The organism is Aeromonas sp. LsrichE-8G, assembly GCF_022869435.1.
GTDB classification, from domain to species: Bacteria; Pseudomonadota; Gammaproteobacteria; order Enterobacterales; family Aeromonadaceae; genus Aeromonas; species Aeromonas caviae.
In genome coordinates this window covers 74,322-97,626 of the sequence record NZ_JALIHH010000013.1, presented here as the reverse complement: position 1 = coordinate 97,626, position 23,305 = coordinate 74,322, and the positions used below count along the sequence as shown (strand labels likewise).

21 protein-coding genes are annotated in these 23,305 nt (G+C 60.8%); 11 read left to right on the top strand and 10 right to left on the bottom strand.

The window, feature by feature from the left end; all coding sequences use genetic code 11:
- Positions 1 to 170: 170 nt before the first annotated feature.
- Positions 171 to 485, bottom strand: coding sequence for a quaternary ammonium compound efflux SMR transporter SugE (gene sugE, locus MUW49_RS04260; RefSeq protein WP_041211362.1), 315 nt, complete (start codon positions 483 to 485; stop codon positions 171 to 173).
- A gap of 340 nt (positions 486 to 825) precedes the next feature.
- Between sugE and asd the strand changes: the two genes are divergently transcribed.
- Complete coding sequence (gene asd, locus MUW49_RS04255) at positions 826 to 1,938, top strand: aspartate-semialdehyde dehydrogenase (RefSeq protein ID WP_039039005.1); 1,113 nt, start codon at positions 826 to 828, stop codon at positions 1,936 to 1,938.
- A gap of 122 nt (positions 1,939 to 2,060) precedes the next feature.
- Here the strand turns inward: asd and cspD are convergent, their stop codons facing one another.
- Positions 2,061 to 2,279 carry a cold shock-like protein CspD gene (gene cspD, locus MUW49_RS04250; protein WP_010674510.1) on the bottom strand — a complete coding sequence of 73 codons (219 nt, stop codon included), beginning with the start codon at positions 2,277 to 2,279 and terminating at the stop codon, positions 2,061 to 2,063.
- Between the two features lie 228 nt (positions 2,280 to 2,507).
- Here cspD and clpS point away from each other — a divergent pair, with 228 nt between their 5' ends.
- Complete coding sequence (gene clpS, locus MUW49_RS04245) at positions 2,508 to 2,825, top strand: ATP-dependent Clp protease adapter ClpS (RefSeq protein ID WP_005325410.1); 318 nt, start codon at positions 2,508 to 2,510, stop codon at positions 2,823 to 2,825.
- Between the two features lie 60 nt (positions 2,826 to 2,885).
- On the top strand, positions 2,886 to 5,138 hold the full coding sequence (clpA, locus tag MUW49_RS04240; protein WP_200164720.1) for an ATP-dependent Clp protease ATP-binding subunit ClpA: 2,253 nt from the start codon (positions 2,886 to 2,888) through the stop codon (positions 5,136 to 5,138).
- 69 nt (positions 5,139 to 5,207) lie between these two features.
- Here the strand turns inward: clpA and infA are convergent, their stop codons facing one another.
- The 3 genes from infA to aat form a co-directional block, all read right to left on the bottom strand.
- A complete protein-coding gene (gene infA / locus MUW49_RS04235) occupies positions 5,208 to 5,426 on the bottom strand; it encodes a translation initiation factor IF-1 (RefSeq protein WP_005300033.1) in 219 nt (72 codons plus the stop codon).
- Positions 5,427 to 5,494: 68 nt separating this feature from the next.
- A complete protein-coding gene (locus MUW49_RS04230; protein WP_125117240.1) occupies positions 5,495 to 6,211 on the bottom strand; it encodes an arginyltransferase in 717 nt (238 codons plus the stop codon).
- Positions 6,208 to 6,915 carry a leucyl/phenylalanyl-tRNA--protein transferase gene (gene aat / locus MUW49_RS04225; protein ID WP_039039162.1) on the bottom strand — a complete coding sequence of 236 codons (708 nt, stop codon included), beginning with the start codon at positions 6,913 to 6,915 and terminating at the stop codon, positions 6,208 to 6,210. The genes MUW49_RS04230 and aat overlap by 4 nt, the downstream gene beginning before the upstream one ends.
- A 17-nt stretch (positions 6,916 to 6,932) precedes the next feature.
- On the opposite strand from aat, the gene MUW49_RS04220 reads away from it, so the two are divergent.
- On the top strand, positions 6,933 to 7,403 hold the full coding sequence (locus tag MUW49_RS04220) for a glycine zipper 2TM domain-containing protein (protein ID WP_041211363.1): 471 nt from the start codon (positions 6,933 to 6,935) through the stop codon (positions 7,401 to 7,403).
- Positions 7,404 to 7,486: 83 nt separating this feature from the next.
- On the opposite strand, the gene MUW49_RS04215 is transcribed toward MUW49_RS04220, so the two are convergent.
- From MUW49_RS04215 to ald, 3 genes are all read right to left on the bottom strand, one after another.
- The gene (locus MUW49_RS04215) at positions 7,487 to 8,728 is read right to left on the bottom strand and encodes a diguanylate cyclase (RefSeq protein ID WP_200164721.1); all 1,242 of its coding nucleotides are present in this window, start codon (positions 8,726 to 8,728) and stop codon (positions 7,487 to 7,489) included.
- A 58-nt stretch (positions 8,729 to 8,786) separates the two neighbouring features.
- Positions 8,787 to 9,737 (bottom strand): thioredoxin-disulfide reductase, encoded by a 951-nt coding sequence (gene trxB, locus MUW49_RS04210; protein ID WP_048207535.1) that lies wholly within the window; start codon positions 9,735 to 9,737, stop codon positions 8,787 to 8,789.
- 183 nt (positions 9,738 to 9,920) lie between these two features.
- Positions 9,921 to 11,036 carry an alanine dehydrogenase gene (gene ald, locus MUW49_RS04205; RefSeq protein ID WP_104455836.1) on the bottom strand — a complete coding sequence of 372 codons (1,116 nt, stop codon included), beginning with the start codon at positions 11,034 to 11,036 and terminating at the stop codon, positions 9,921 to 9,923.
- Positions 11,037 to 11,186: 150 nt separating this feature from the next.
- Between ald and lrp the strand changes: the two genes are divergently transcribed.
- The 7 genes from lrp to purF all read left to right on the top strand — a co-directional run bounded on the left by lrp (position 11,187) and on the right by purF (position 20,246).
- Positions 11,187 to 11,678: a leucine-responsive transcriptional regulator Lrp gene (gene lrp, locus MUW49_RS04200; RefSeq protein WP_005300047.1), complete on the top strand. Its 492-nt coding sequence runs from the start codon at positions 11,187 to 11,189 to the stop codon at positions 11,676 to 11,678.
- A 189-nt stretch (positions 11,679 to 11,867) separates the two neighbouring features.
- Positions 11,868 to 14,372, top strand: a complete 2,505-nt coding sequence (locus MUW49_RS04195; protein ID WP_200164723.1) for a DNA translocase FtsK 4TM domain-containing protein — start codon at positions 11,868 to 11,870, stop codon at positions 14,370 to 14,372.
- A 77-nt stretch (positions 14,373 to 14,449) separates the two neighbouring features.
- Entirely contained in the window at positions 14,450 to 15,058 is a 609-nt protein-coding gene (lolA, locus tag MUW49_RS04190; protein WP_039039163.1) for an outer membrane lipoprotein chaperone LolA, read from the top strand.
- A 67-nt stretch (positions 15,059 to 15,125) separates the two neighbouring features.
- Positions 15,126 to 16,463: a replication-associated recombination protein A gene (locus tag MUW49_RS04185; RefSeq protein WP_041211365.1), complete on the top strand. Its 1,338-nt coding sequence runs from the start codon at positions 15,126 to 15,128 to the stop codon at positions 16,461 to 16,463.
- A 281-nt stretch (positions 16,464 to 16,744) separates the two neighbouring features.
- A complete protein-coding gene (gene serS / locus MUW49_RS04180; protein ID WP_039039009.1) occupies positions 16,745 to 18,040 on the top strand; it encodes a serine--tRNA ligase in 1,296 nt (431 codons plus the stop codon).
- A 175-nt stretch (positions 18,041 to 18,215) separates the two neighbouring features.
- Positions 18,216 to 18,707 (top strand): CvpA family protein, encoded by a 492-nt coding sequence (locus tag MUW49_RS04175; protein ID WP_010674522.1) that lies wholly within the window; start codon positions 18,216 to 18,218, stop codon positions 18,705 to 18,707.
- A gap of 18 nt (positions 18,708 to 18,725) precedes the next feature.
- A complete protein-coding gene (gene purF, locus MUW49_RS04170; RefSeq protein WP_010674523.1) occupies positions 18,726 to 20,246 on the top strand; it encodes an amidophosphoribosyltransferase in 1,521 nt (506 codons plus the stop codon).
- Between the two features lie 89 nt (positions 20,247 to 20,335).
- On the opposite strand, the gene MUW49_RS04165 is transcribed toward purF, so the two are convergent.
- Both MUW49_RS04165 and ascF read right to left on the bottom strand, forming a co-directional pair.
- A complete protein-coding gene (locus MUW49_RS04165; RefSeq protein WP_202007107.1) occupies positions 20,336 to 21,766 on the bottom strand; it encodes a 6-phospho-beta-glucosidase in 1,431 nt (476 codons plus the stop codon).
- 31 nt (positions 21,767 to 21,797) lie between these two features.
- Complete coding sequence (gene ascF, locus MUW49_RS04160) at positions 21,798 to 23,252, bottom strand: PTS cellobiose/arbutin/salicin transporter subunit IIBC (RefSeq protein WP_202007105.1); 1,455 nt, start codon at positions 23,250 to 23,252, stop codon at positions 21,798 to 21,800.
- Positions 23,253 to 23,305 lie beyond the last annotated feature (53 nt).

Below are 23,305 nucleotides of genomic sequence, written 5' to 3'. Positions count from 1 at the left end.
GCCGAGCCAGCATGTCGCCAGATGCCTCAACAACATCGTTCAGATCGTTTGCAATAGACATAAAAAAATCCGGAACCAGTGATTGGTTCCGGATTGTCCTACAGCAGAAGGATCGGTCAATGGATCCTTAACTGATCAGCATTGCGGTGTACCCGGCCCTTTCAGCGCGCCTAACCGATGAATTTCAGACCCAGGATCCCGCCGATGATCAGCAGCAGGCAGAGCACCCGGGCCAGGGTGGCCGGTTCGTTGAACAGCCAGATCCCCATCAGCACGGTGCCGACCGCGCCGATGCCGGTCCAGACTGCGTAGGCGGTACCAAGGGGCAACTGTTTGACCGCCATGGCGAGCAGCAGCACGCTCACGGCCATGGCGATCAGGGTCAGCAGGGTGGGGAGGGGACGGCTGAAACCGTCGGTGTACTTGAGGCCGATGGCCCAGGCGACCTCGAATAGGCCGGCCAACAGCAGGAGCAACCACGACATAAGGCAGATTCCGCAGGAAGCAGGGTCGTCCCTGCGTATCAGGAGGCCTCGGGGCCGTCCCCGAGGGGCAGCGGGGCTGCCGGTCGGTCTCAATGATGCCCCAACTGGAGGCAGGATGCCAATCGGCTGCCCGCAGGTCGGCCAGGCCGACGGATATTGCAGCGAATGGCACAGAATATTGCGCAATTCGACTTGCGCCCGCCGTCACAATCCGTAATGTGGACAGACGCATTTTTTGCAACTCATATATTGTGAATCCCTTGTAAACGGCTGGCGCCAAGGCAGGGGGTCACGGGTACCACACACGATTTCTATAAGCAGCTATCCAGGGTAGGACATTATGAAAAAAGTAGGTTTGGTCGGTTGGCGTGGCATGGTGGGTTCGGTGTTGATGAGCCGGATGCAGGAAGAGAAGGATTTTGCCCGCATTCAACCCACCTTCTTCACCACCTCCCAGGCCGGTGAGGCCGCCCCCAATTTTGGCGTCGATGCCGGCACCCTGCAGGACGCCTTCGATCTCGAGGCACTGGCCGCGCAGGACGTCATCATCACCGCCCAGGGCGGCGACTACACCAAGGATGTCTATCCGCGCCTGAAAGCCGCCGGCTGGCAGGGCTACTGGATTGACGCCGCCTCCTCCCTGCGCATGGAGAAGGACGCGGTCATCATCCTGGATCCGGTCAACGGCGACGTCATCGAACACGCCCTGAACAACGGCATCAAGACCTTCGTTGGCGGCAACTGCACCGTCAGCCTGATGCTGCTGGCCTTGGGTGGCCTGTTCAAGGCCGATCTGGTGGAGTGGGTGAGCGTGGCCACCTATCAGGCGGCCTCCGGTGGTGGTGCCCGCCACATGCGCGAGCTGGTCACCCAGATGGGCATGCTGCGGGATGAAGTGGCGGTGGAGCTGGCGGATCCCGCCTCCGCCATCCTCGACATCGAGCGCAAGATCACCGAGAAGACCCGCTCCGGCACCCTGCCGGTGGACAATTTCGGTGTGCCGCTGGCCGGTGGCCTCATTCCCTGGATCGACACCAAGCTCGACAACGGCCAGAGCCGTGAAGAGTGGAAGGGCCAGGCCGAGACCAACAAGATCCTGGGTATCGAAAACGCCGCTATCCCGGTGGATGGTCTGTGCGTGCGGATCGGGGCCCTGCGCTGCCACAGCCAGGCCTTCACCATAAAGCTGAAAAAAGATGTGCCGCTGGCCGAGATCGAAGCCCTGCTGGCTGCCCACAACGACTGGGTCAAGGTGATCCCCAACGATCGCGACATCACCGCCCGCGAGCTGACCCCGGCTGCCGTTACTGGCACCCTCAGCATCCCGGTGGGTCGTCTGCGCAAGCTCAACATGGGCCCGGAATACCTGGCCGCCTTTACCGTGGGTGACCAGCTGCTGTGGGGCGCCGCCGAACCGCTGCGCCGCATGCTGAACATCCTGCTGGCCCGCTGAAGTAGCGGCAGCAGGAGCAGGGAACAAGGAAGGCTTGGCCTTTCTTGTTCCCCTCTTAGTGCCTGTCCGTAAAAAAGCGGCATCCCTTGGGATGCCGCTTTTTAATTTATCCAGTTTGACTCTTAGATGTTCTGTGCTTCGTTTGGCACGATGACAGAGGCATGATTTCCTTTCGGCCCCTGCTGCAGTTCAAAGTTGACTGCCTGACCTGCTTTCAAGGTCTTGTAACCTTCCATTTGAATCGTGGAGTAGTGAGCGAAGATGTCTTCACCACCGCCTTCCGGACAGATAAACCCAAATCCTTTTGCGTTGTTGAACCACTTGACTGTTCCGGTTGCCATACATCTACATCCTTTTATTGATTACCCTGAAGTCGTTGAGTAACCTGCGCCAGCCTTATATAACTAGGGCATGACCCCGTAGCAGACGGGCGCCGATTAGCAAGTAACCAATCTAGTCCAACTTTTAAGCGAGTCAAGAAGTTGTTAACAACCGATGTGATCTGGTTAACAAGTCTATTGACAATCTTGAGCGACACGGTAGTAATCTAGAGGTACCAAAGCGCAACTATGAGCAAGCAGAAAGAACTCTTTGCTAATGAAGAGATTGCAGAGGCAGAGAAAACGAAGCTGCAACCGCCACCCATGTACAAGGTCGTCCTGAACAACGACGACTACACACCGATGGAGTTCGTGGTGGAGGTGCTGCAAAGGTTCTTTGGTATGGATCTGGAGAAGGCCACTCAGGTGATGCTGAGCGTGCATTATAGTGGTAAGGGAGTCTGCGGCACATTTACCGCCGAGATTGCCGAGACCAAAGTGGTCCAGGTCAACACCTATTCACGTAACAACGAACATCCACTGCTATGTACCATGGAAAAGGCTTGAATCTGATGACTTGATGGCGATAACGACACCGCATTGTTGCTGTACTGAGGGGAGGTGCCTATGTTGAACAAAGATCTAGAAAAGACGCTGAACGAGGCTTTCAAGCTGGCCCGTGACGAGCGCCACGAATTCATGACCGTCGAGCACCTGTTGTTGGCCCTGCTGGATAACAGCTCAGCCCATGAGGCGCTGAGTTCATGTGGTGCGGATGTGGAACAGATGCGCAAAGAGATCCGCGCCTTCATCAATCAAACGACTCCGCTCATCCCCCGTGACGACGAAGACAGGGAAACCCAGCCGACGCTGGGCTTCCAGCGCGTGCTGCAACGTGCCGTCTTCCATGTCCAGTCGTCCGGCAATACCGAGGTGAGCGGCGCCAATGTCCTGGTCGCCATCTTCAGCGAACAAGAGTCCCAGGCCGCCTACTTCCTGAAAAAAGCCGAAATAAGCCGCCTGGATGTGGTGAACTTCCTGTCCCACGGGGTGCGCAAGGACAACAAGCCCGAGAGTGGTGGCAACAATGCGGAATCTGATGACGAGGTATCCTCTGCCCAGATAGAAAGCTTTGCCACCAACCTCAACCAGCTGGTGCTGGAGGGGCGTATCGATCCGCTCATCGGCCGTGATCAGGAGCTCAATCGCACCATTCAGGTATTGTGCCGCCGCCGCAAGAACAACCCCTTGCTGGTCGGGGAAGCCGGTGTGGGCAAGACCGCCATCGCCGAAGGGCTTGCCTACCGTATCGTCAAGGGGGATGTGCCCGAGGTGATTGCGGGTAGCACCATCTACTCCCTGGACATGGGCTCCCTGCTGGCGGGCACCAAGTATCGTGGTGACTTCGAGAAGCGCCTCAAGGTGCTGCTCAAGCAGATCGAACGTCAGGAGGGGGCCATCCTCTTCATCGACGAGATCCACACCATTATTGGCGCTGGTGCGGCTTCCGGTGGCCAGCTGGATGCGGCCAACCTCATCAAGCCGCTGCTCTCCAATGGTTTGCTGCGCTGCGTGGGCTCCACCACCTACCAGGAATATGCCCAGATCTTCGAGAAGGACAGGGCTCTGGCTCGTCGCTTCCAGAAGATCGACATCGTCGAACCCACAGTAGACGACACCACTCGCATTCTGATGGGACTCAAGAGCCGTTATGAGTCTCACCATGGCGTGCGTTACACCGTCAAGGCGATCCGGGCGGCGGTGGAGCTCTCCGCCAAGTACATCAATGATCGCCATCTGCCTGACAAGGCCATCGACGTCATCGACGAGGCGGGGGCAGGGCAACGCCTCTTGCCCGTCAGCAAGCGCAAGAAGGTGATCAATGTGCCGGAAATCGAGGCCATTGTTGCCAAGATTGCCCGTATACCAGAGAAATCTGTCTCCTCCTCCGACAAGGAGGTGCTGAAGAATCTGGAGCGCAATCTCAAGATGGTGGTGTTCGGGCAGGACAAGGCCATCGAGGTGCTGACCGATGCCATTCGGTTGTCACGTTCAGGGCTTGGCAACGAACGCCGGCCTGTGGGCTGCTTCCTGTTTGCCGGCCCGACTGGGGTGGGCAAGACCGAAGTGACCCAGCAACTGGGCAAGGCGCTCGGGGTCGAGGTATTGCGATTTGACATGTCGGAATACATGGAACGCCATACCGTGTCCCGGTTGATCGGGGCTCCTCCCGGTTACGTGGGATTCGAGCAGGGAGGGCTGTTGACCGACTCTGTCCTCAAGCATCCGCACTCCGTCGTGCTGCTTGACGAGATCGAGAAGGCGCACCCGGATGTCTTCAACTTGCTGCTGCAGGTGATGGACAACGGCACCCTGACGGACAACAACGGGCGCAAGGCAGATTTTCGCAATGTGATCCTGGTGATGACCACGAACGCAGGGGTTCAGGAGACCCAGCGCAAGTCCATCGGTTTCCAGCAGCAGGACATGAGCCACGATGCCATGGCGGTGATCAACAAGACGTTCAGTCCGGAGTTCCGCAACCGGCTCGATCACACCATCTGGTTCAACCATCTCGACATGGGAGTGATCCATCAGGTGGTCGACAAGTTCATCGTCGAGTTGCAGGTTCAGCTGGATGCCAAGGGCGTTTCACTGGAGGTGTCTGAAGAGGCGCGCCACTGGTTGGCAGAGAAAGGGTATGACAGGGCAATGGGGGCAAGACCCATGGGCCGGCTCATTCAGGAGCACCTCAAGAAACCCCTGGCCAACGAGATCCTGTTTGGTTCCCTGGTCGATGGCGGCATTGTGAAGGTCGAGCTGGTGAACAACAGCCTCAGCTTTGATTTTCAGGTCAACGTTGAAGCTGTCTCTCACTGACTGTGAGCAAGGCCGGAAATGACAAAAAACCCCAACCGAGAGGCTGGGGTTTCTTGCTGAATTCCTGGCTTAGCGAGAGCGGAAAACAATACGTCCCTTGGAGAGATCGTACGGAGTCAGAGCCACCGTTACTTTGTCCCCAGTCAGGATACGGATGTAGTTTTTGCGCATCTTGCCGGAAATATGAGCGATAACCACGTGACCATTTTCCAGTTCCACACGGAACATGGTATTGGGCAAGGTTTCGAGAATGGTACCCTGCATCTCAATACTGTCTTCTTTAGCCATTGAATCCTCTTGATAAGCCACAACAAAAAACCGCTGGATCATGCCGGATTTAAGGCTATGTGTAAAGTTTACTCGGGCTTGGTGTCGATTTTTTTCCATTCGCCCTGTACCAGCAGCTCATGGGGCAGGTATTGGCGCTTGTAATTCATCTTGCGGCACTCCTCCACCAGATACCCCAGATAGAGCCACTGACGACCGGTACGTCTGGCCAGTTCCAACTGGCTCAGGATGGCGAAGGTGCCGAGCGACCGGTCGGCATAGTCGGGGTCGAAGAAGGTGTACATGGCGCTTAGGGAGTGGGGAAGCAGGTCCGTGGTGGCCACGCCGATGAGGCGACCCTCCTTGCGTATCTCCAGATAAAGGGGGGGCATCCAGTCGCAGTGCAGGAACCCCTTGTATTGGGTCCGGCTCGGTGGATACATGCTGCCATCCCGATGACGCTCACGGATATAGCGTTCATAGAGCTGGTAATACTCGGGCTTGTCGTCATAGCTCAGTACGAGTTCGAGATCTCGGTTCAACTGGCGGATGCGTTTCTGCCCACGGCTCGGGGTGAAGCGTTCACTGTGTATGCGCAAGGATTGGCAGGCGCTGCAGGCGGGGCAGTGAGGACGATAGATGTCGTTGCCACTGCGCCGGAATCCTGCCGTCAGCAGCCGTTCGTACCCGGCGGCGTTGAGCAATTCATGGTCCATCAGGACCAGCAACTGCTCCTGCTCGTGACCGAGGTAGCTGCACGGGTGCTTGGGGGTCAGCCCGACCTTGAGGATCACTTCTTCACTCATAGGCTGATTCTCCTCGGTTGCCAGCATCCCTCTTGCAACGGTTGCCGGGTCAGGGTGGCCAGGGTGGTCAGAAAGCGCTGCCTTGGCCACTCCTGGACGCCCAGCGTGGCCAGAAAATCGTTTTGCATCTGGCAGTCGATGAGGGCACCGCCGTGCCCTGCAAAGTGGCGACAGAGGGCCACCATGGCCAGTTTGGCGCCATTGTCGATGCGGCTGAACATGGATTCACCACAAAAGAGTCGGCCCAGGGAGAGGCCATAGAGACCTGCCTGCAACTGATCATCCTGCCAGATCTCGATGGAGTGGGCATGACCGAGACGATGAAGGCGCCGATAGGCGTCGATCATGGGGGCACTTATCCAGGTGCCGCTGGCGGTGCGACGGGGCGCGGCGCAGGCTGCAATGACGTCATCAAAGGCGCGATTGATGTAAATCTCGAAGGGGGTGCGGCGCAAACACTTCTGCAGGCTGCGGCCGATGTGGAGTTCCTCGGGCACGATGACTCCCCTGGGGTCCGGTGACCACCACAGCAGTGGCTGATGGGGTTCATTCCATGGAAAGATTCCGCTGTGATAAGCTGCCAGCAATCGAGCGGGGGAGAGATCTCCCCCAATCGCGAGCAGCCCGTTGGGCTCTTCCAGCGCATGGCTGGGGGAGGGAAACCAGCACAGCTCATCATCCAGTTCGGTAAGATAGCGAGACATAAGGCAGAGGTTCATAGATGAAGGCCATTATCCTGATAGTATCCAGCTTGCTTGGCTTTGTCACGGCGCCGGCCTGGAGTGCGGTGTATGAACGCAACACGGCGCGTCCGGTGGAGCAGGTGGTCTTCGGCCAGGTGGATGCGGTGCGCAACATCACCCAGCGCCAGATGGTGGAATCGGAGCATTCCGGCTGGAAAACGCTGGGAGGGGCTGTGCTTGGCGGGCTGCTCGGCAACCAGTTTGGCGGTGGGCACGGGCGGGAGATTGCCACAGCGGTCGGGGCGCTGGCGGGAGCGGCGGCGGTGCAGCAGTTTCAGTCAGGGGGCAGCGTGGTGGAGAACAAGCTGGTGGAGCTGCTGATCCGCAACGAGCAGAACGGGCTCATCAACGTGATCCAGGATTACGATCCGGCCATGGTCTTTGCGCAGGGCGACAAGGTGCGCATCCTCTATTTCAGCGATGGGGTGCGGGTCGACAAGACCTATTGAACGGTGAAGAAGGGATTGACCCGGCGGCCACCACACAAGGGGCGCCGGGCGGTACTACACGGAGTGTCTCTGCTGATGCTTGCTCAGACGTCCTGACAGACTATCTTGTCTCGCCCGGTATTCTTTGCCTGATACAACTGGCGATCTGCCTCGCTCAGCGCCTCGTCCATGGAGAGCCGCCCGACATTGATGACGCCGAAACTGGCGCGCACAAAGAGCGATATCTCCCGCGACAGCGGTTGCTGGCGCATTTGCAGACGAAGCCCTTCCAGCCGCTTGAGCAGCACGGGGACGGGGCAGTGGGGCACCATCAGGGCAAATTCTTCGCCACCGAATCGGGCTATCATGGCATCCGGGAAGAACTGGGTGAGCAGCCTGGCCAGGTGACAGAGCAGCTGATCGCCGATGGCGTGACCCCAGTGATCATTGACCTGCTTGAAGTGATCCACGTCGAGCACGCACAGGGAGAGCTGCGCCTGATGGCGCTGATGCTCCTCGAACCACTTTTGACCCTCGTTGAACCAGTAACGTCTGTTGTAAAGCCCGGTCAGGTAGTCTCGGTTGGCCGATTCCTGGATGTTGTTGAACTGCTCAAGGGCCTCCAGGTTGTGGCTGACCCGGCACTGCAGCTCCTCGGGTTCAAAGGGCTGATTGAGAAAATCATTCGCCCCTTGCTTGAGGTAGCGTGCCGAGAGGCCGTGTTTGTCCGACACCGAGATGCCGATGATGGCGAGCTGCTGCTTGCTGTAGCGCTCGCGCAGCATTCGCACCAGGCTGATGCCGTCGATCTCCGGCATGTAGTAGTCCACCAGCATCAGGCGAATGGCGGGGTGCTGCTCGAGCTGCGCCAGCGCATCGCGGGCTGAATTGGCCTCGTGCACCTGCAACAACTGCTTGCGCAACTGGGCCACGGTGCGGTGACGGGAGGTGCGTGAATCGTCGACCACCAAGACTTCGATGGCCTGGTTGAGGTAGAGGCGGTGCACCAGACCGACGGCATATTGCAGGGAGTGACGTGAATCCTTCATCACGTAGTCCAGCACCCCGGCCTCCAGCCAGGCTTCCCGCTTCTCTTCGCTGATGTCGGCCGTCAGGATCACCACCGGCAGCCCACGCTCCCTCAGCACATTGACAGCCTCTCCACCGGGGGCGTCCGGCAGGGTAAGATCCACCAAGGCGACCACATAATCTTCCCCATGGCAATCGCGAGCCCCTTCAAGGGTATCGAAGGCGTCGATTTCCAGCCCGGTCTGTTGCGCAATGGCCTGGGTCAGCATGCGGCGTACCGTCAGGCTGTCTTCCACTATCATTATTTTTCGTTTCATCCTGCTCCTTGCAATAAAAAAGGGCATGCCAACTGGCATGCCCTTTATATCCTTCCGATTATTGTGCGTCCAGATATCGCTCAGCATCGAGGGCGGCCATGCAGCCGGTCCCTGCGGAGGTGATCGCCTGGCGGTAGACGTGGTCGGCCACGTCGCCGGCGGCGAACACGCCCGGGATGCTGGTCTGGGTTGCGAACCCTTCCAGTCCGCCACGCACTTTCAGATAGCCGTTTTCCATCGCCAGCTGCCCTTCGAAGATCTGGGTGTTGGGCTGGTGACCGATGGCGATGAAGACCCCCATCAGCGGCAGCTCGGAGGTGGTGTCATCCCGGGTGCTGCGCAGGCGCACGCCGGTGACGCCCATGTCGTCACCCAGAACTTCGTCCAGGGTCTGATGGGTGTGCAGGACGATATGGCCGCTCTCGACCTTGTCGTTGAGGCGCTTGATCAGGATCTTCTCGGCGCGGAACTCGTCGCGGCGATGGATGAGGTGCACTTTTTTGGCGATGTTGGCCAGATAGAGTGCCTCTTCCACGGCGGTGTTGCCGCCGCCGACCACGGCCACTTCCTGATTGCGGTAGAAGAAGCCGTCACAGGTGGCGCAGGCGGAGACGCCGCGGCCCTTGAAAGCCTCTTCGGAGGGCAGACCCAGGTATTTGGCGGAGGCGCCGGTGGCGAGGATCAGCGCATCGCAGGTGTATTCACCGTTGTCGCCCTTGAGGCGGAAGGGACGCTCGGTCAGCGTCACTTCATTGATGTGATCAAAGAGGATGCGGGTATCGAACTTCTCTGCATGCTCTTTCATGCGCTCCATCAGGGCCGGGCCGGTCAACCCTTCTGCGTCCCCTGGCCAGTTTTCCACTTCGGTGGTGGTGGTCAGCTGACCACCTTGCTGCATGCCGGTGATGAGCAGGGGATTGAGGTTGGCGCGAGCGGCATAGACGGCCGCAGTGTAACCTGCCGGGCCGGATCCCAGGATCAGCAGTTTGCTGTGAGTGACTTGGCTCATGATGTGATTTCCGAGACGTGATGAGTTTGCGCGATTGTAGGTAATTCGTGATCCGTGGTCAAAGGCCAGCGCATCGATTGGGGCAATCGCCAACAAGAGGGGTGAGCCGGGGATGGCAGGCATAAAAAAAACGCCCATCGCGGGCGGATTTTCACTCATCTACCTCCCTTTGCAGGGACGCGATCAGTTCAGCAGAGTCAGGGGATCCGTGTAAGCCAGGTTGTGGGCCACGGCAACCTCCTTGCAGGTGATTTTGCCCGCCATCACGTTCAGGCCGCGCAATAGGTGGGGATCGGCGAGCAGTGCGTTGCGATAGCCCTGTTCGGCCAGCTTGATGATGAAGGGGAGGGTGGCGTTGTTCAGGGCCACGGTAGAGGTCCGCGCCACGGCACCCGGCATGTTGGCCACGCAGTAGTGCACCACCTCGTCGACGATGAAGGTGGGATCTTCATGGGTGGTGGCATGGGAGGTCTCGACACAGCCGCCCTGGTCGATGGCCACGTCCACGATGGCTGCACCGGGTTTCATACGAGCAATGTGGTCACGGCTGACAAGTTTTGGCGCAGTGGCGCCAGGCACCAGCACGCCGCCGATGACCAGGTCCGCCGCCAGCAGATGGCGCTCCAGGGTCTCGCGGTTGGAGTAGACCACCTTGGCAGCCCCTTGGAACTCGCTGTCGAGACGGCGCAGGGTATCGACGTTGTTGTCGAGGATGGTGACGTCGGCACGCAGGCCGACGGCCATGCGGGCTGCGTTGGAGCCCACCACACCACCACCGATGATCACCACCTTGGCCGGTTCCACACCGGGCACACCGCCGAGCAGCACGCCGCTGCCGCCACGGGATTTCTCCAGTGCCTGGGCACCGGCCTGAATAGACATGCGTCCGGCCACTTCCGACATGGGGGCCAGCAGGGGCAGACCGCCACGACCGTCTGTGACGGTTTCATAGGCGATGCAGACGGCACCACTGTCGATGAGATCCTGGGTCTGGGCCAGGTCCGGCGCCAGATGCAGATAGGTAAAGAGGGTCTGGCCGGGACGCAGCATGGCCCGTTCCACTGCCTGGGGTTCCTTGACCTTGACGATCATCTCCGCCTTGGCGAAAACTTCGGCAGCGGAGGCCAGGATCTCGGCTCCGGCAGCCAGATAATCTGCGTCACTGAACCCAATGCCATTTCCTGCGCCGCTTTGGACGAAAACAGTATGGTTTCGTGCTGTCAGTTCACGTACACTGGCCGGAACCATGCCTACGCGATATTCATGGTTTTTTATTTCCTTAGGTACACCGATAATCATGCTATCCCTCGTCTATCGATTGGTGGTTTATGTTGCCTAGATGTTAAGCGATATTTGCGCCTAGTATATTCAGGTATTGACAGGATTTGTGACCATTATTATAAAGTGACTGGTGATTCTTACCAAAAAATAGCCAAAGGATGGAATTAAATGATGGAAGCTAAGAGTCGGCTAAAGGATTTGGACAGGATTGACCGCAACATTCTGAATGAACTGCAAAAGGATGGCAGGATTTCGAACGTTGAGTTGTCCAAACGAGTTGGCCTGAGTCCCACACCGTGTCTGGAACGGGTTCGTCGCCTGGAGCGACAAGGGTATATCGAAGGATATGCCGCCATTCTGAACCCTCATTATCTGGACGCGTCTCTGCTGGTGTTCGTGGAAATTACCCTCAATCGTGGCGCCCCCGATGTGTTCGAGCAGTTCAACAAGGCTGTTCAGGTGCTCGAAGAGATCCAGGAGTGCCATCTGGTGTCCGGTGATTTCGACTATCTGCTCAAGACCCGCGTCAGCGACATGTCCGCTTACCGCCGCCTGCTGGGTGAAACCCTGCTGCGTCTGCCGGGCGTGAACGACACCCGCACCTACGTGGTGATGGAAGAGGTCAAACAGAGCAGTCGTCTGGTGATCAGCACCCGATAAGCGGGGTTGTGCTGTGACTTGCAAGTTCCATGACGAGTCACGATAGTCAGAAACGAGCGGCCGGTCCGCTCGTTTCTTCTTATAGAGAGTTTCAGGCCCGCCCTCAGGCACTGGCTGACAATCGGTGGGCTTTTCAGGGATACTAGGCCCCCTATCCCCGCATTCATGTTTTCACAAAGGAGCCGGAGTTTGGCCGATAAAAAGCTGTTTACTCCTTTATCAGGTACACAACGGATCTTCGAGGCCGTCTTGATCGCCATCACCTTGATGGCTGCCTATCTTTTGCTTGCCCTGCTGACCTACCATCCCGCCGATCCCGGCTGGTCGCAAACCTCCTGGCAAGGGGAGGTGAAAAACCTCGCGGGCAGCGCCGGTGCCTGGCTCGCCGACATCACCATGTTTACCTTCGGGGCCTTCTCCTATCTGGTGCCCCCTCTGGTGGTGCTGCTTGGCTGGAGCCTGTTCTGGCGCCCGAGCAAGCTGCTGGAAGTGGATTACCTCACCCTGTCGGTACGGATCATCGGCTTCGTGCTGACGGTGCTTGGCATGTCCGCCATCGCCAGCATGAACTTCAACGACTTGCAGAACTTTTCCGCCGGCGGCCTGGTGGGGGATGTGATCGCCTCCGCCGTGGTGCCGCTGTTTGGCGGCGTGGGGGCCAACCTGATGCTGCTCTGCTTCGTGGCGACCGGCATCACCCTCTTTACCGGCTGGTCCTGGCTCACCATTGTCGAGCGCATCGGTGCCGCCTGCACCGGCTCAGTCAGCGCCATCTACCATTTCCCCACCACCCTGGGCCGCTGGCTCACCGGTGGCTGGCGCCAGCCCCGCTATGAGGGGCCGGATCCCCTGCTGGAAGGGGGCGTGGGCAGCTTCGATCAGGAAGAGGATGACGAAGACCCCCACGGCAGCTGGACACGCAACCCCAAGGCGAAGAATCGCGCTCAAAAGACAAAAGCTGACGAATGGCTGCCGGAGCTTGACGAAGACACCTTCCAGTTCGATCCGCAGTTTGACGACGAAGAGGACGAGGCTCCGGCGCCTGCCGCCAAGGGCAAGCGCGTGGCCAATGGCCGTCCGCGTCCCGCCGTGCGCCAGGAAGAAGATGACCTCGACTTGCCCTGGGCGGAGGGGGATGACGAACCCGATGCTCCCGTTGCCGCTGCGCCGGTGAAAGCCAAGCGCCGTCCCCAGCCCGGTCTGGCCCCTTTACCGAGCATCGATCTGCTGGACAGGCCGCCCGCCAAGACCCAGATGATGAGCAAGGACGAGCTGGAGCGCATGGGCCGGCTGGTGGAGGCGAAGCTCGCCGATTACAACGTGCAGGCCAAGGTGGTGGGCGTCTATCCCGGTCCCGTCATTACCCGCTTCGAACTGGACCTGGCGCCGGGCATGAAGGCGAGCAAGATCACCAATCTTTCCCGGGATCTCGCCCGTTCTCTCTCTGCCAGCAGCGTGCGGGTGGTGGAGGTGATCCCGGGCAAGACGTTCGTCGGGATCGAGCTGCCCAACCGGGTACGCCAGACCGTCTACCTGCGGGAAACCCTCGACTGCGAGGCGTTCGCGGCCAGCCGCAATCCGCTCACCATGGGGCTGGGTCAGGACATCGCGGGGGAACCCGTGGTGGTGAACCTCGCCAAGATGCCTCACCTGCTGGTGGCCGGTACCACGGGCTCGGGCAAGTCGGTGGGGGTGAACACCATGATCATCTCCATGCTCTACAAATCCTCCCCCGAGGATCTGCGCTTCATCATGATCGACCCCAAGATGCTGGAGCTCTCGGTCTATGAAGGCATTCCGCATCTGCTGACCGAGGTGGTCACCGACATGAAGGATGCCGCCAACGCCCTGCGCTGGTGCGTAGGCGAGATGGAGCGTCGTTACAAGCTGATGTCCGCGGTCGGGGTGCGCAACCTCAAGGGGTACAACGACAAGGTGTTGGCCGCCATCGAGGCGGGGGATCCCCTGGTCGACCCCCTGTGGCGTCCGGGCGACTCCATGGATCAGATGCCGCCGGAGCTGGAAAAACTGCCCCACATCGTGGTGGTGGTGGACGAGTTCGCCGACATGATGATGATCGTCGGCAAGAAGGTGGAGGAGCTTATCGCCCGTATCGCCCAGAAGGCGCGGGCGGCCGGTATTCACCTTATCCTCGCGACCCAGCGTCCGTCGGTGGATGTCATTACCGGCCTCATCAAGGCCAACATCCCGACCCGTATCTCCTTCCAGGTGTCGAGCAAGATCGATTCGCGCACCATCCTGGACCAGGGGGGCGCCGAATCCCTGCTCGGCATGGGTGACATGCTCTACATGCCTGCCGGCACCTCCAACCCCACCCGTGTCCACGGTGCCTTCGTCGATGACCACGAGGTACACAAGGTGGTGGCGGACTGGAAACTGCGTGGCGAGCCGGATTACATCGACGAGATCCTCTCCGGCGAGTCGGACGGCGAGGGCAGCGGTGGCGACTTCGGCGGGGGCGGCGATGAAGAGCTCGATCCCCTGTTCGACGAGGCGGTGGCCTTCGTGGTGGAATCCCGCCGTGGCTCCACCTCCAGCGTCCAGCGCAAGTTCAAGATCGGTTACAACCGGGCGGCCCGTCTCATCGAGCAGATGGAAAACCAGGGCATCGTCAGCGCCCCGGGCGGCAACGGCCAGCGCGACGTGCTGGCACCGCCGCCGGTTCGTGACTAAGCCTAACTCCTGTATCATTCTGGCCATGCCCTCTGCGGGCGTGGCCTTTTATCGAGAACCTCCCTATGAAGAGCCTGATGAAAAAACAACTGTTGATGGGTTCCATTCTGCTGGTCGCCAGCAGCCAGGTATGGGCCGATGCGGCCAGTGATCTCAAGGAGAAGCTCTCCTCCGTCAATGTCTTCTCCGCGACATTTGCCCAGACCGTTTATGACAGCAAGGGCAAGGAGCTGCAAAAGGCGAGCGGCTCCCTGCTGGTGCAGCGGCCCAACCGCTTCAACTGGCACACTACCTCCCCGGACGAGAGCCTGATCGTGGCCGATGGCAAGGATGTGTGGGTGTACGACCCCTTCGTCGAGCAGGTCACCGCTCTCAAGATGAAGGATGCGGTGCTCAACACCCCCTTCGTGCTCATCGCGGGCAACGACAACAGCCTCTGGAAGAACTATGACGTGACCCAGGAAGGGGATGTCTATACCGTCACCAGCCGCAACAAGGACGAGCTGATCGCCTCCTTTCGCATCACCTTCGACCGTCAGAACAACATCAGTCGCTTCGACGTGAAAGAGGCCCAGGGCCAGTGGAGCGAGTTCACCCTGAGCAGCTTCAACCGCAAGCCGGTGCTCAAGGGCAACGAATTTGTCTTCAAGATCCCGAAGGGGGTCGAGCTGGACGACCAGCGCTGATGAGCCAGCCGTTACCGGCGTTATCGTCTGACCGGGCGTTGTTTATGACCGGTCAGATGCAAGGTCAATGCAGATGAGCAATTTATCCCTGGATTTCTCCTCGGACTTTCGTCCGCTGGCGGCCCGGATGCGGCCGCAAACCCTCGAGCAGTACATCGGCCAGCAGCATATCCTGGGACCGGACAAGCCCCTGCGAAAAGCGATCCTGGCGGGGCACTGCCACTCCATGATCCTCTGGGGGCCCCCCGGCACCGGCAAGACCACGCTGGCAGAACTGGTTGCCCACTACTGCCAGGCGGAGGTGGAGCGGCTCTCCGCGGTCACCTCCGGTATCAAGGAGATCCGCGCGGCCCTCGACAAGGCGAAGGAGAACGGCTGGCGCGGGGTGCGCACCATCCTATTCGTGGATGAAGTCCACCGCTTCAACAAGAGCCAGCAGGATGTCTTCCTGCCCCACATCGAAGACGGCACCATCACCTTCATCGGCGCCACCACCGAGAACCCCTCGTTCGAGCTCAACAACGCGCTGCTCTCCCGGGCCCGGGTCTATCTGCTCAAGAGGCTGGAGGAGCAGGACATCCTCGCCATGATCGATCAGGCTATGCAGGACCCGCGCGGTCTCAATGACCCTAGCCTGCGCTTTGCCCCCGGGGCCAAGGAGGCGCTGGCGAAAGCCGTGGACGGGGACGGGCGCAAGTCTCTGAACTATCTGGAGCTCCTGGCCGACATGGCCGAGGCCGACAGCTCAGGGGCGCGAGTGATCGACAGTACCTTGCTCGCCGCCGTGGTGGGGGAGCACGTGGCCCGTTTCGACAAGGGCGGCGATCACTTCTACGACCTCATCTCGGCGGTGCACAAGTCCATTCGCGGCTCGGCGCCGGATGCGGCCCTCTACTGGTATGCCCGCATGGTGAGCGCCGGCTGCGATCCCCTCTACATCGCCCGCCGCTTGCTGGCCATTGCCTCGGAAGACGTGGGCAACGCCGATCCCCGTGCCATGCAGGTGGCGCTCTCGGCCTGGGACTGCTTCCATCGCATCGGCCCGGCGGAAGGGGAGCGGGCCATCGCCCAGGCCATCGTCTACCTCGCCTGCGCTCCCAAGAGCAATGCGGTCTACACCGCCTGGAAGGCGGCGCTTCACGACGCCAAGAACCTGCCGGACTTCGAGGTGCCGCCGCACCTTCGCAATGCACCGACCAAGCTGATGAGCGAGCTGGGCTACGGCGCCGAGTATCGCTACGCCCACGACGAGCCGGGGGCCTATGCCGCCGGCGAGCAGTACTTCCCCCCGGAGCTTGCCGGCAAGCAGTACTATCAACCCACCGAGCGGGGGCTTGAGAAGCAGATAGCCCAGAAGCTCGACTATCTGCATGAGCTGGACAAGCAGAGTCCGCGCAAGCGATAGGAAAGTCCTTCAGGCCCCTTGCCGGGAAAGCGCACGGCAAGGGCATCAGGGGAGGGGGTTTCCGGCAAAAACGGGCGCAATAGTCCCTGTTCGGGCGGGGGGGCGGTCTGCTACACTGCCCGTCTGACCCCGGTTGTCTTGGCCTTGCACCATCTTCTTGATTTCGAAGGCCCGATTCCGAAGGCAAAGGGGTGCGCCAACCGATGTTAACTTCCGGATCTGTTTCCCAACCCGGTCACGATGACCCGGGCCCAGATCCCATTAAAAAAAGTAGGTAAACCATGCTGGATCCCAAATATCTGCGCAGCGACATCACCGAAGCTGCCGCTCGTCTGGCGACACGTGGCTACGTTCTGGACGTAGCGGCGGTCAATGTTCTGGAAGAGAAACGCAAGGATCTGCAGTCCCGCACCCAGGAGCTGCAGGCCGAGCGCAACGCCCGCTCCAAGTCCATCGGTGAGGCTGCCCGTCGTGGTGAAGATGTTGCCCCCCTCAAGGCCGAGGTGACCAAGATCAACGACGAGCTCGAGACCAGCAAGGTCGAGCTGGAGGCCCTGCTGGCCCAGCTCAAGGGGATCGCCGACGCCATCCCCAACCTGCCGAGCGAGACCACCCCGGTGGGCCGTGACGAGAACGACAACGTGGAGGTCCGCCGCTGGGGCACTCCCCGTGAGTTCGATTTCCCGGTACGCGATCACATCGATCTGGGTGAGGCGGCCAAGGGGGTCGACTTCAAGAACGGCGTCAAGCTCTCCGGCGCCCGTTTCGTGGTAATGAAGGGCCAGATTGCCCGTCTGCACCGCGCCCTGGCCCAGTTCATGCTGGACCTGCACACCCTGCAGCACGGCTACACCGAGTGCTACGTGCCCTATCTGGTCAACCCGGACAGCCTGTACGGCACCGGCCAGCTGCCCAAGTTCTCCCAGGATCTCTTCAATACCGGCATCGAAGGGGAAGGGGAAGACGAAGGCAAGGTGCGCAAGTTCTCCCTCATCCCGACCTCCGAAGTGCCGCTCACCAACATGGCCCGTGACGAGATCTTCGACGAGCAGGAGCTGCCCATCAAGATGACCGCCCACAGCCCCTGCTTCCGCTCCGAAGCGGGCTCCTACGGTCGTGATACCCGTGGCCTCATCCGTATGCACCAGTTCGACAAGGTCGAGATGGTGCAACTGGTGCACCCGGAAAAATCCTGGGATGCCCTGGAAGAGATGGTGGGTCACGCCGAGAAGGTGCTGCAACTGCTGGAGCTGCCGTATCGCGTGATGGCGCTTTCCACCGGTGACATGGGCTTCTGCGCCGCCAAGACCTACGATCTGGAAGTGTGGCTGCCGGCCCAGAACACCTATCGCGAGATCTCCTCCGTCTCCAACTGCACCGACTTCCAGGCGCGCCGCATGCAGGCTCGCGTGCGCATCGACGGCAAGCCGCAGCTCATTCACACCCTGAATGGTTCCGGTCTGGCGGTGGGTCGTACCCTGGTGGCCGTGCTCGAGAACTACCAGCAGGCAGATGGCCGCATCGCCATCCCGGCTGCGCTGCAATCCTACATGGGCGGCCTGACCCACATCGGGTAAGCGCTCGTTGCAGACGACAACGCCATGGCATGCCATGGCGTTGTGCATTCTGGGCCCGGGAAACCCGCCGCAAGGGGAAGGGATAGCTCCCTTCGGGCCTGTAACACAATTTTATCAAGCATTGCGCAATCGTTTTTGTTAGACTGCGCCGCAATTTCGCAGGACATCTTTTTCTATGGTCTGGATTGATTACGCCATCATCGGCATCGTCGGTTTCTCCGCCCTCATCAGCCTGGTGCGCGGCTTTCTCAAGGAGGCCATGTCTCTGGTCACCTGGTTCGTCGCCTTTTTTATTGCCAGCCATTTCTATCCCGATCTCGCCGTCTATTTCACCTCTTTCTCCGACGCCATGGTTCGCAACGGTCTGGCCATCGCCGCCCTGTTCGTGGCGACCCTGATCCTCGGCAGCGTGGTGAACTACGTGGTGGGCCTGCTGGTGGAAAAGACCGGGCTTTCCGGCACCGACAGGGTGCTCGGGGTCTGTTTTGGCGCCATTCGCGGGGTGCTGATCGTCAGCGCCCTGCTGTTTTTCATGGATACCTTCACCAGCCTCTCCCAGAGCGACTGGTGGGTGGCGTCCAGGCTGGTTCCCGAGTTCAAGCCGGTGATCCAGTGGTTTTTCGGGTTCATGATGAACTCGTCCAGTTTTCTTCAACAGGTACAGTGACTTCGAGGTAGCAAAGACATGTGCGGTATTGTCGGTATAGTTGGCACCACCCCCGTCAATCAGGCCCTCTACGACGCCTTGACGGTGTTGCAGCACAGGGGACAGGATGCCGCCGGGATCGTGACCATTGACAGTGGAAACTTCCGGCAACGCAAGGCCAACGGTCTGGTGAAGGATGTGTTTGAAGTGCGCCACATGCAGCGCCTGAAAGGGAATATCGGCATCGGACACGTCCGTTATCCCACCGCAGGCAGCTCCAGTGCGGCAGAGGCGCAGCCGTTTTACGTGAACTCCCCCTACGGCATGGTGCTGGCCCACAACGGCAACCTCACCAACGCCAAGGAGCTCAAGGAGCAGCAGTTCAAGGTGGCCCGCCGCCACATCAATACCACCTCGGACTCCGAAGTGCTGTTGAACGTGCTGGCCCACGAGCTGGACTTGTGCGACAAGATGGCGCTGCGCCCGGAAGATATCTTCTCGGCGGTGCGCAAGGTGCACCAGCAGATCCGCGGCGCCTATGCCGTGGTCTCTCTGGTGATCGGCCACGGCCTCATCGGCTTTCGCGACCCCAACGGTATTCGCCCGCTGATCCTGGGTCGCCGGGTCGACGAGCAGGGGCAGGTGGAGTACATGCTCGCCTCCGAGAGCGTGGCCCTCGACGCCATCGGCTTCGAGACGGTGCGTGACGTCGCCCCGGGCGAGGCCATCTACATCACCGAGCAGGGCCAGCTCTTCTCCGAGCAGTGTGCGGAGAACCCGCAGATGAACCCCTGCATCTTCGAATACGTCTACTTCGCCCGTCCCGACTCCTTCATCGACAAGGTCTCCGTCTATGCCGCCCGCCTCAACATGGGTCGCAAGCTGGGCCAGAAGATCGCACGGGAGTGGGACGATCTCGACGTGGACGTGGTCATCCCCATCCCCGAGACTTCCTGCGACGTGGCGCTGGAAATCGCCCACACCCTGGGCCTGCCGTACCGTCAGGGCTTCGTGAAGAACCGCTACATCGGCCGTACCTTCATCATGCCGGGCCAGACCCAGCGCAAGAAGTCGGTGCGCCGCAAGCTCAACGCCATCAGCTCCGAATTCAAGGGCAAGAAGGTGTTGCTGGTGGACGACTCCATCGTGCGGGGCACCACCTCCGAGCAAATCATCCAGATGGCCCGTGAAGCGGGGGCCGCCAAGGTCTACTTCGCCTCGGCCGCACCGGAAATTCGCTTCCCCAACGTCTACGGCATCGACATGCCCACCGCCAACGAGCTCATTGCCCATGGCCGTGAAGTGGAAGAGGTGTGCAAGCTTATCGGTGCCGACGGCCTCATCTTCCAGGATCTGGAAGATCTGGAAGAGGCGGTGCGGGAGATCAACCCCGAGCTGCGCCACTTCGAGACCTCGGTCTTCAACGGTCACTATGTGACCTCCGACGTGGATCAGGGTTATCTGGACCACCTCAATGCCCTGCGCAGCGACGACAACAAGGCCGTGCGCGAGTGGCAGGAAGGGACCAGCAACCTCGAGATCTTCAACGAAGGCAGTTAAACGTTTTCAGATTGCCAGCGTGATGAACAACAGGGGGGCCTCGGCCCCCCTGTTGCATGGATGCGCCTTGCGGCGAAACTGAGGGGGGCTCAGGCCAGATCCTCCCCGTTGCTCGCGATCACCTTCTTGTACCACCAGAACGACTTCTTGCGCCGGCGGGTCAGGGTGCCATGGCCGGCGTCGTCCCGGTCCACGTGGACGAAGCCATAGCGCTTGCTCATCTCGCCGGTGGAGGCGGAGACGAGATCGATGCAGCCCCAGCTGGTGTACCCCATCAGGGGCACGCCGTCCTCGATGGCATCCCCCATGGCCTCGATGTGGGCGCGCAGGTAGTCGATGCGGTAGTCGTCCTCTATCTCCCCTAGCTCGTTCACTTCGTCCACTGCCCCCAGGCCGTTTTCCACCAGGAAGAGGGGCTTCTGGTAGCGATCGTGCAAGGTGTTGAGGGTGATGCGAAGGCCCAGGGGGTCGATGCCCCAGCCCCACTCGCTCACCTCGATGTGGGGATTGCGCAGGGACTTGACCACGTTGGCCTCGCTGGTGTTGCCCGCATTCATGTCGGCGGCGGCGCAGCGGGAGGCGTAGTAGCTGAAGGAGACGAAATCCACGGTGTGCCTGAGGATCTCGTCATCTTCCGGCCCCTTCACCAGGGTGACCCCCTTGTCACGAAATACCCTCTGCGCATAGGCCGGATAGGCGCCCCTGGCTTGCACGTCGATGACGAGGAGGTTCTCCCGATCTTTCTGGAGGGCGGTCCAGACGTCGGCGGGCTTGCAGGAGTAGGGGTAGAAGTTGCCCCCCGCCAGCATGCAGCCCACCTGGTTGGCCGGGTTCACCTCGTGGGCGATCCGGGTCGCCAGGGCGCTGGCCACCAGCTCGTGGTGGGCGGCCTGATACTTCACCTGATCCTGGTGCTCCCCTTGCTCGAACACCAGCCCCGCCCCGGAGAAGGGGCTGTGCAGCAGGATGTTGATCTCGTTGAAGGTGAGCCAGTACTTCACCAGGCCGTCGAACTGCTCGAAGCAGGTGCGGGCGTAGCGGGTGAAAAACTCCACCATCTGGCGGTTGCGCCAGGAGCCGTACTCGGTCACCAGGTGCATGGGCACATCGAAGTGGCACAGGGTCACCAGGGGCTCGATGTTGTACTTTCTGCACTCCTCGAACACCGCGCGGTAGAAGGCGATGCCCTCGGCATTGGGCTCGCGCTCGTCCCCCCTGGGGTAGAGACGGGCCCAGGCGATGGAAGTGCGAAACACGGTGAAGCCCATCTCGGCCATCAGGGCGATGTCCTCCCGATAGCGGTGATAGAAGTCGATGGCCCCGTGGCTTGGGTAGAACTCGTCATCTTGCAGGGTGATGCGCTTCTCCTGGCCGAGTTTGACCGCCATGCGGCGCGGGCCATGGGGGATCATGTCTACCGTGGTCAGCCCCTTGCCCCCCTCGAGATAGCCACCCTCCGCCTGATTGGCGGCCAGGGCACCGCCCCAGAGAAAGCCCTCGGGAAATCTTGTTAACGACATCTGTTACCTCTTGTCATGTCTGAATGGGGTGTCACAGCCCGGCCTGCGCCTGGCTGGTGGCGACGGGTTGCACGGGCTCGGCGCGGGAGGCCGGGCTCTCGACCGGGATGTCCTCGAACCCCATCACCAGGGTCAGCACGAAGGAGAGCACCACCGAGAGGGCCATCACGCCGAACACCCAGGCGATGGTCATGGGGTTGGCCGGATCGAAGAACTGCACGCTGGTAAAGAGCCCGGGGGCGGCCATGGAGTGGCTGGCGAGCCCCGCCATGCCGGCGACGGCACCGCAGACAAAGCCGCTGATGAGGCTCGCGATGAGCGGACGCTTGAGGCGCAGGGCCACACCGTAGAGCGCGGGTTCGGAGATCCCCGCCATGATGGCGGAGGCGGCCGCCGCGAGCGCCGTCTGGCGCAGTTCCGGGTTTCGGGTGCGCCAGGCCACCGCCAGGGACGAGCCGCCAAGAGAGAGATTGGCGCCAATTTCGGAGGGCATCACCATGCCTTCCTTGCCGGTCTCGGCGATGGTCTGGATGATGGTCGGGGTGAAGACGCGGTGCATGCCGGTCATCACCAGCAGGGGCCAGAGCGCCCCCATGATGGCCACCGACAGCCAGCCCAGGTAGTCGTGGACCGTGTAGACCAGGCCGGAGATGGCGGTGCCAATCCAGATGCCGACGGGGCCGATGAAGAGGATGGCCAGCGGCGCCGCGATCAGCACGATCAGCATGGGTTTGAGGAAGTTCTTGGTGACCGCCGGGGTGATGCGGTCGACCCAGCCCTCGATGTAGGAGAGGCACCAGGTCATCACCAGCGCCGGAATGACGGTGTAGGTGTATTTGACCGCGGTCACCGGGACCAGGGCGAAAGTCACCTGCTCCCCTTCGGCGGCTCTGGCCATCAGCTCGATGAAGCTGGGGTGCACCAGCACGCCTGCGATGGCGATGGCCAGGGACATGTTGGTCTTGAACTTGACGGCGGCGGAGGCGGCCACCATCAGGGGCAGGAAGAAGAAGGCCCCATCCCCGGCCACCGTGAGGATGGTGAGGGTCGAGGAGCCTTTCTCCAGCACGCCGGTCATCTCCAGCACCATGGCCAGCAGCTTGAGCATGGAGCCGCCGATGATGGCCGGGATGAGGGGGGACATGGTGCCGATCAGGGCGTCGAGGATGGCGGCGCCCATGCGGCGCAGGCTCCAGCCAGCGGAAGCCTCCGCAAGCGGAGTCTGCCCGCCGCCCTGGGGCAGCAGGGCCAGCACCTCGCGATAGGCGTGGGAGACGGTGTTGCCGATGATCACCTGACACTGGTTGTCCGCCTGCACCACCCCGAGCACGCCGGTGATCGCCTTGAGGGCAGGGCCATTGACCCGGGCGGGATCGCCCAGCACAAAGCGCAGCCGCGTCATGCAGTGGGTCACGGCGACGACGTTGTCGGCGCCGCCGAGTGCGGTGATGACGGTACCGGCCAGAGCCGCATAGTTTTTTGACATCGAGGTAGATCCTTTTAACCAAGTGGGCCTGCTCGCCCCCGCCGCCGCGAAGG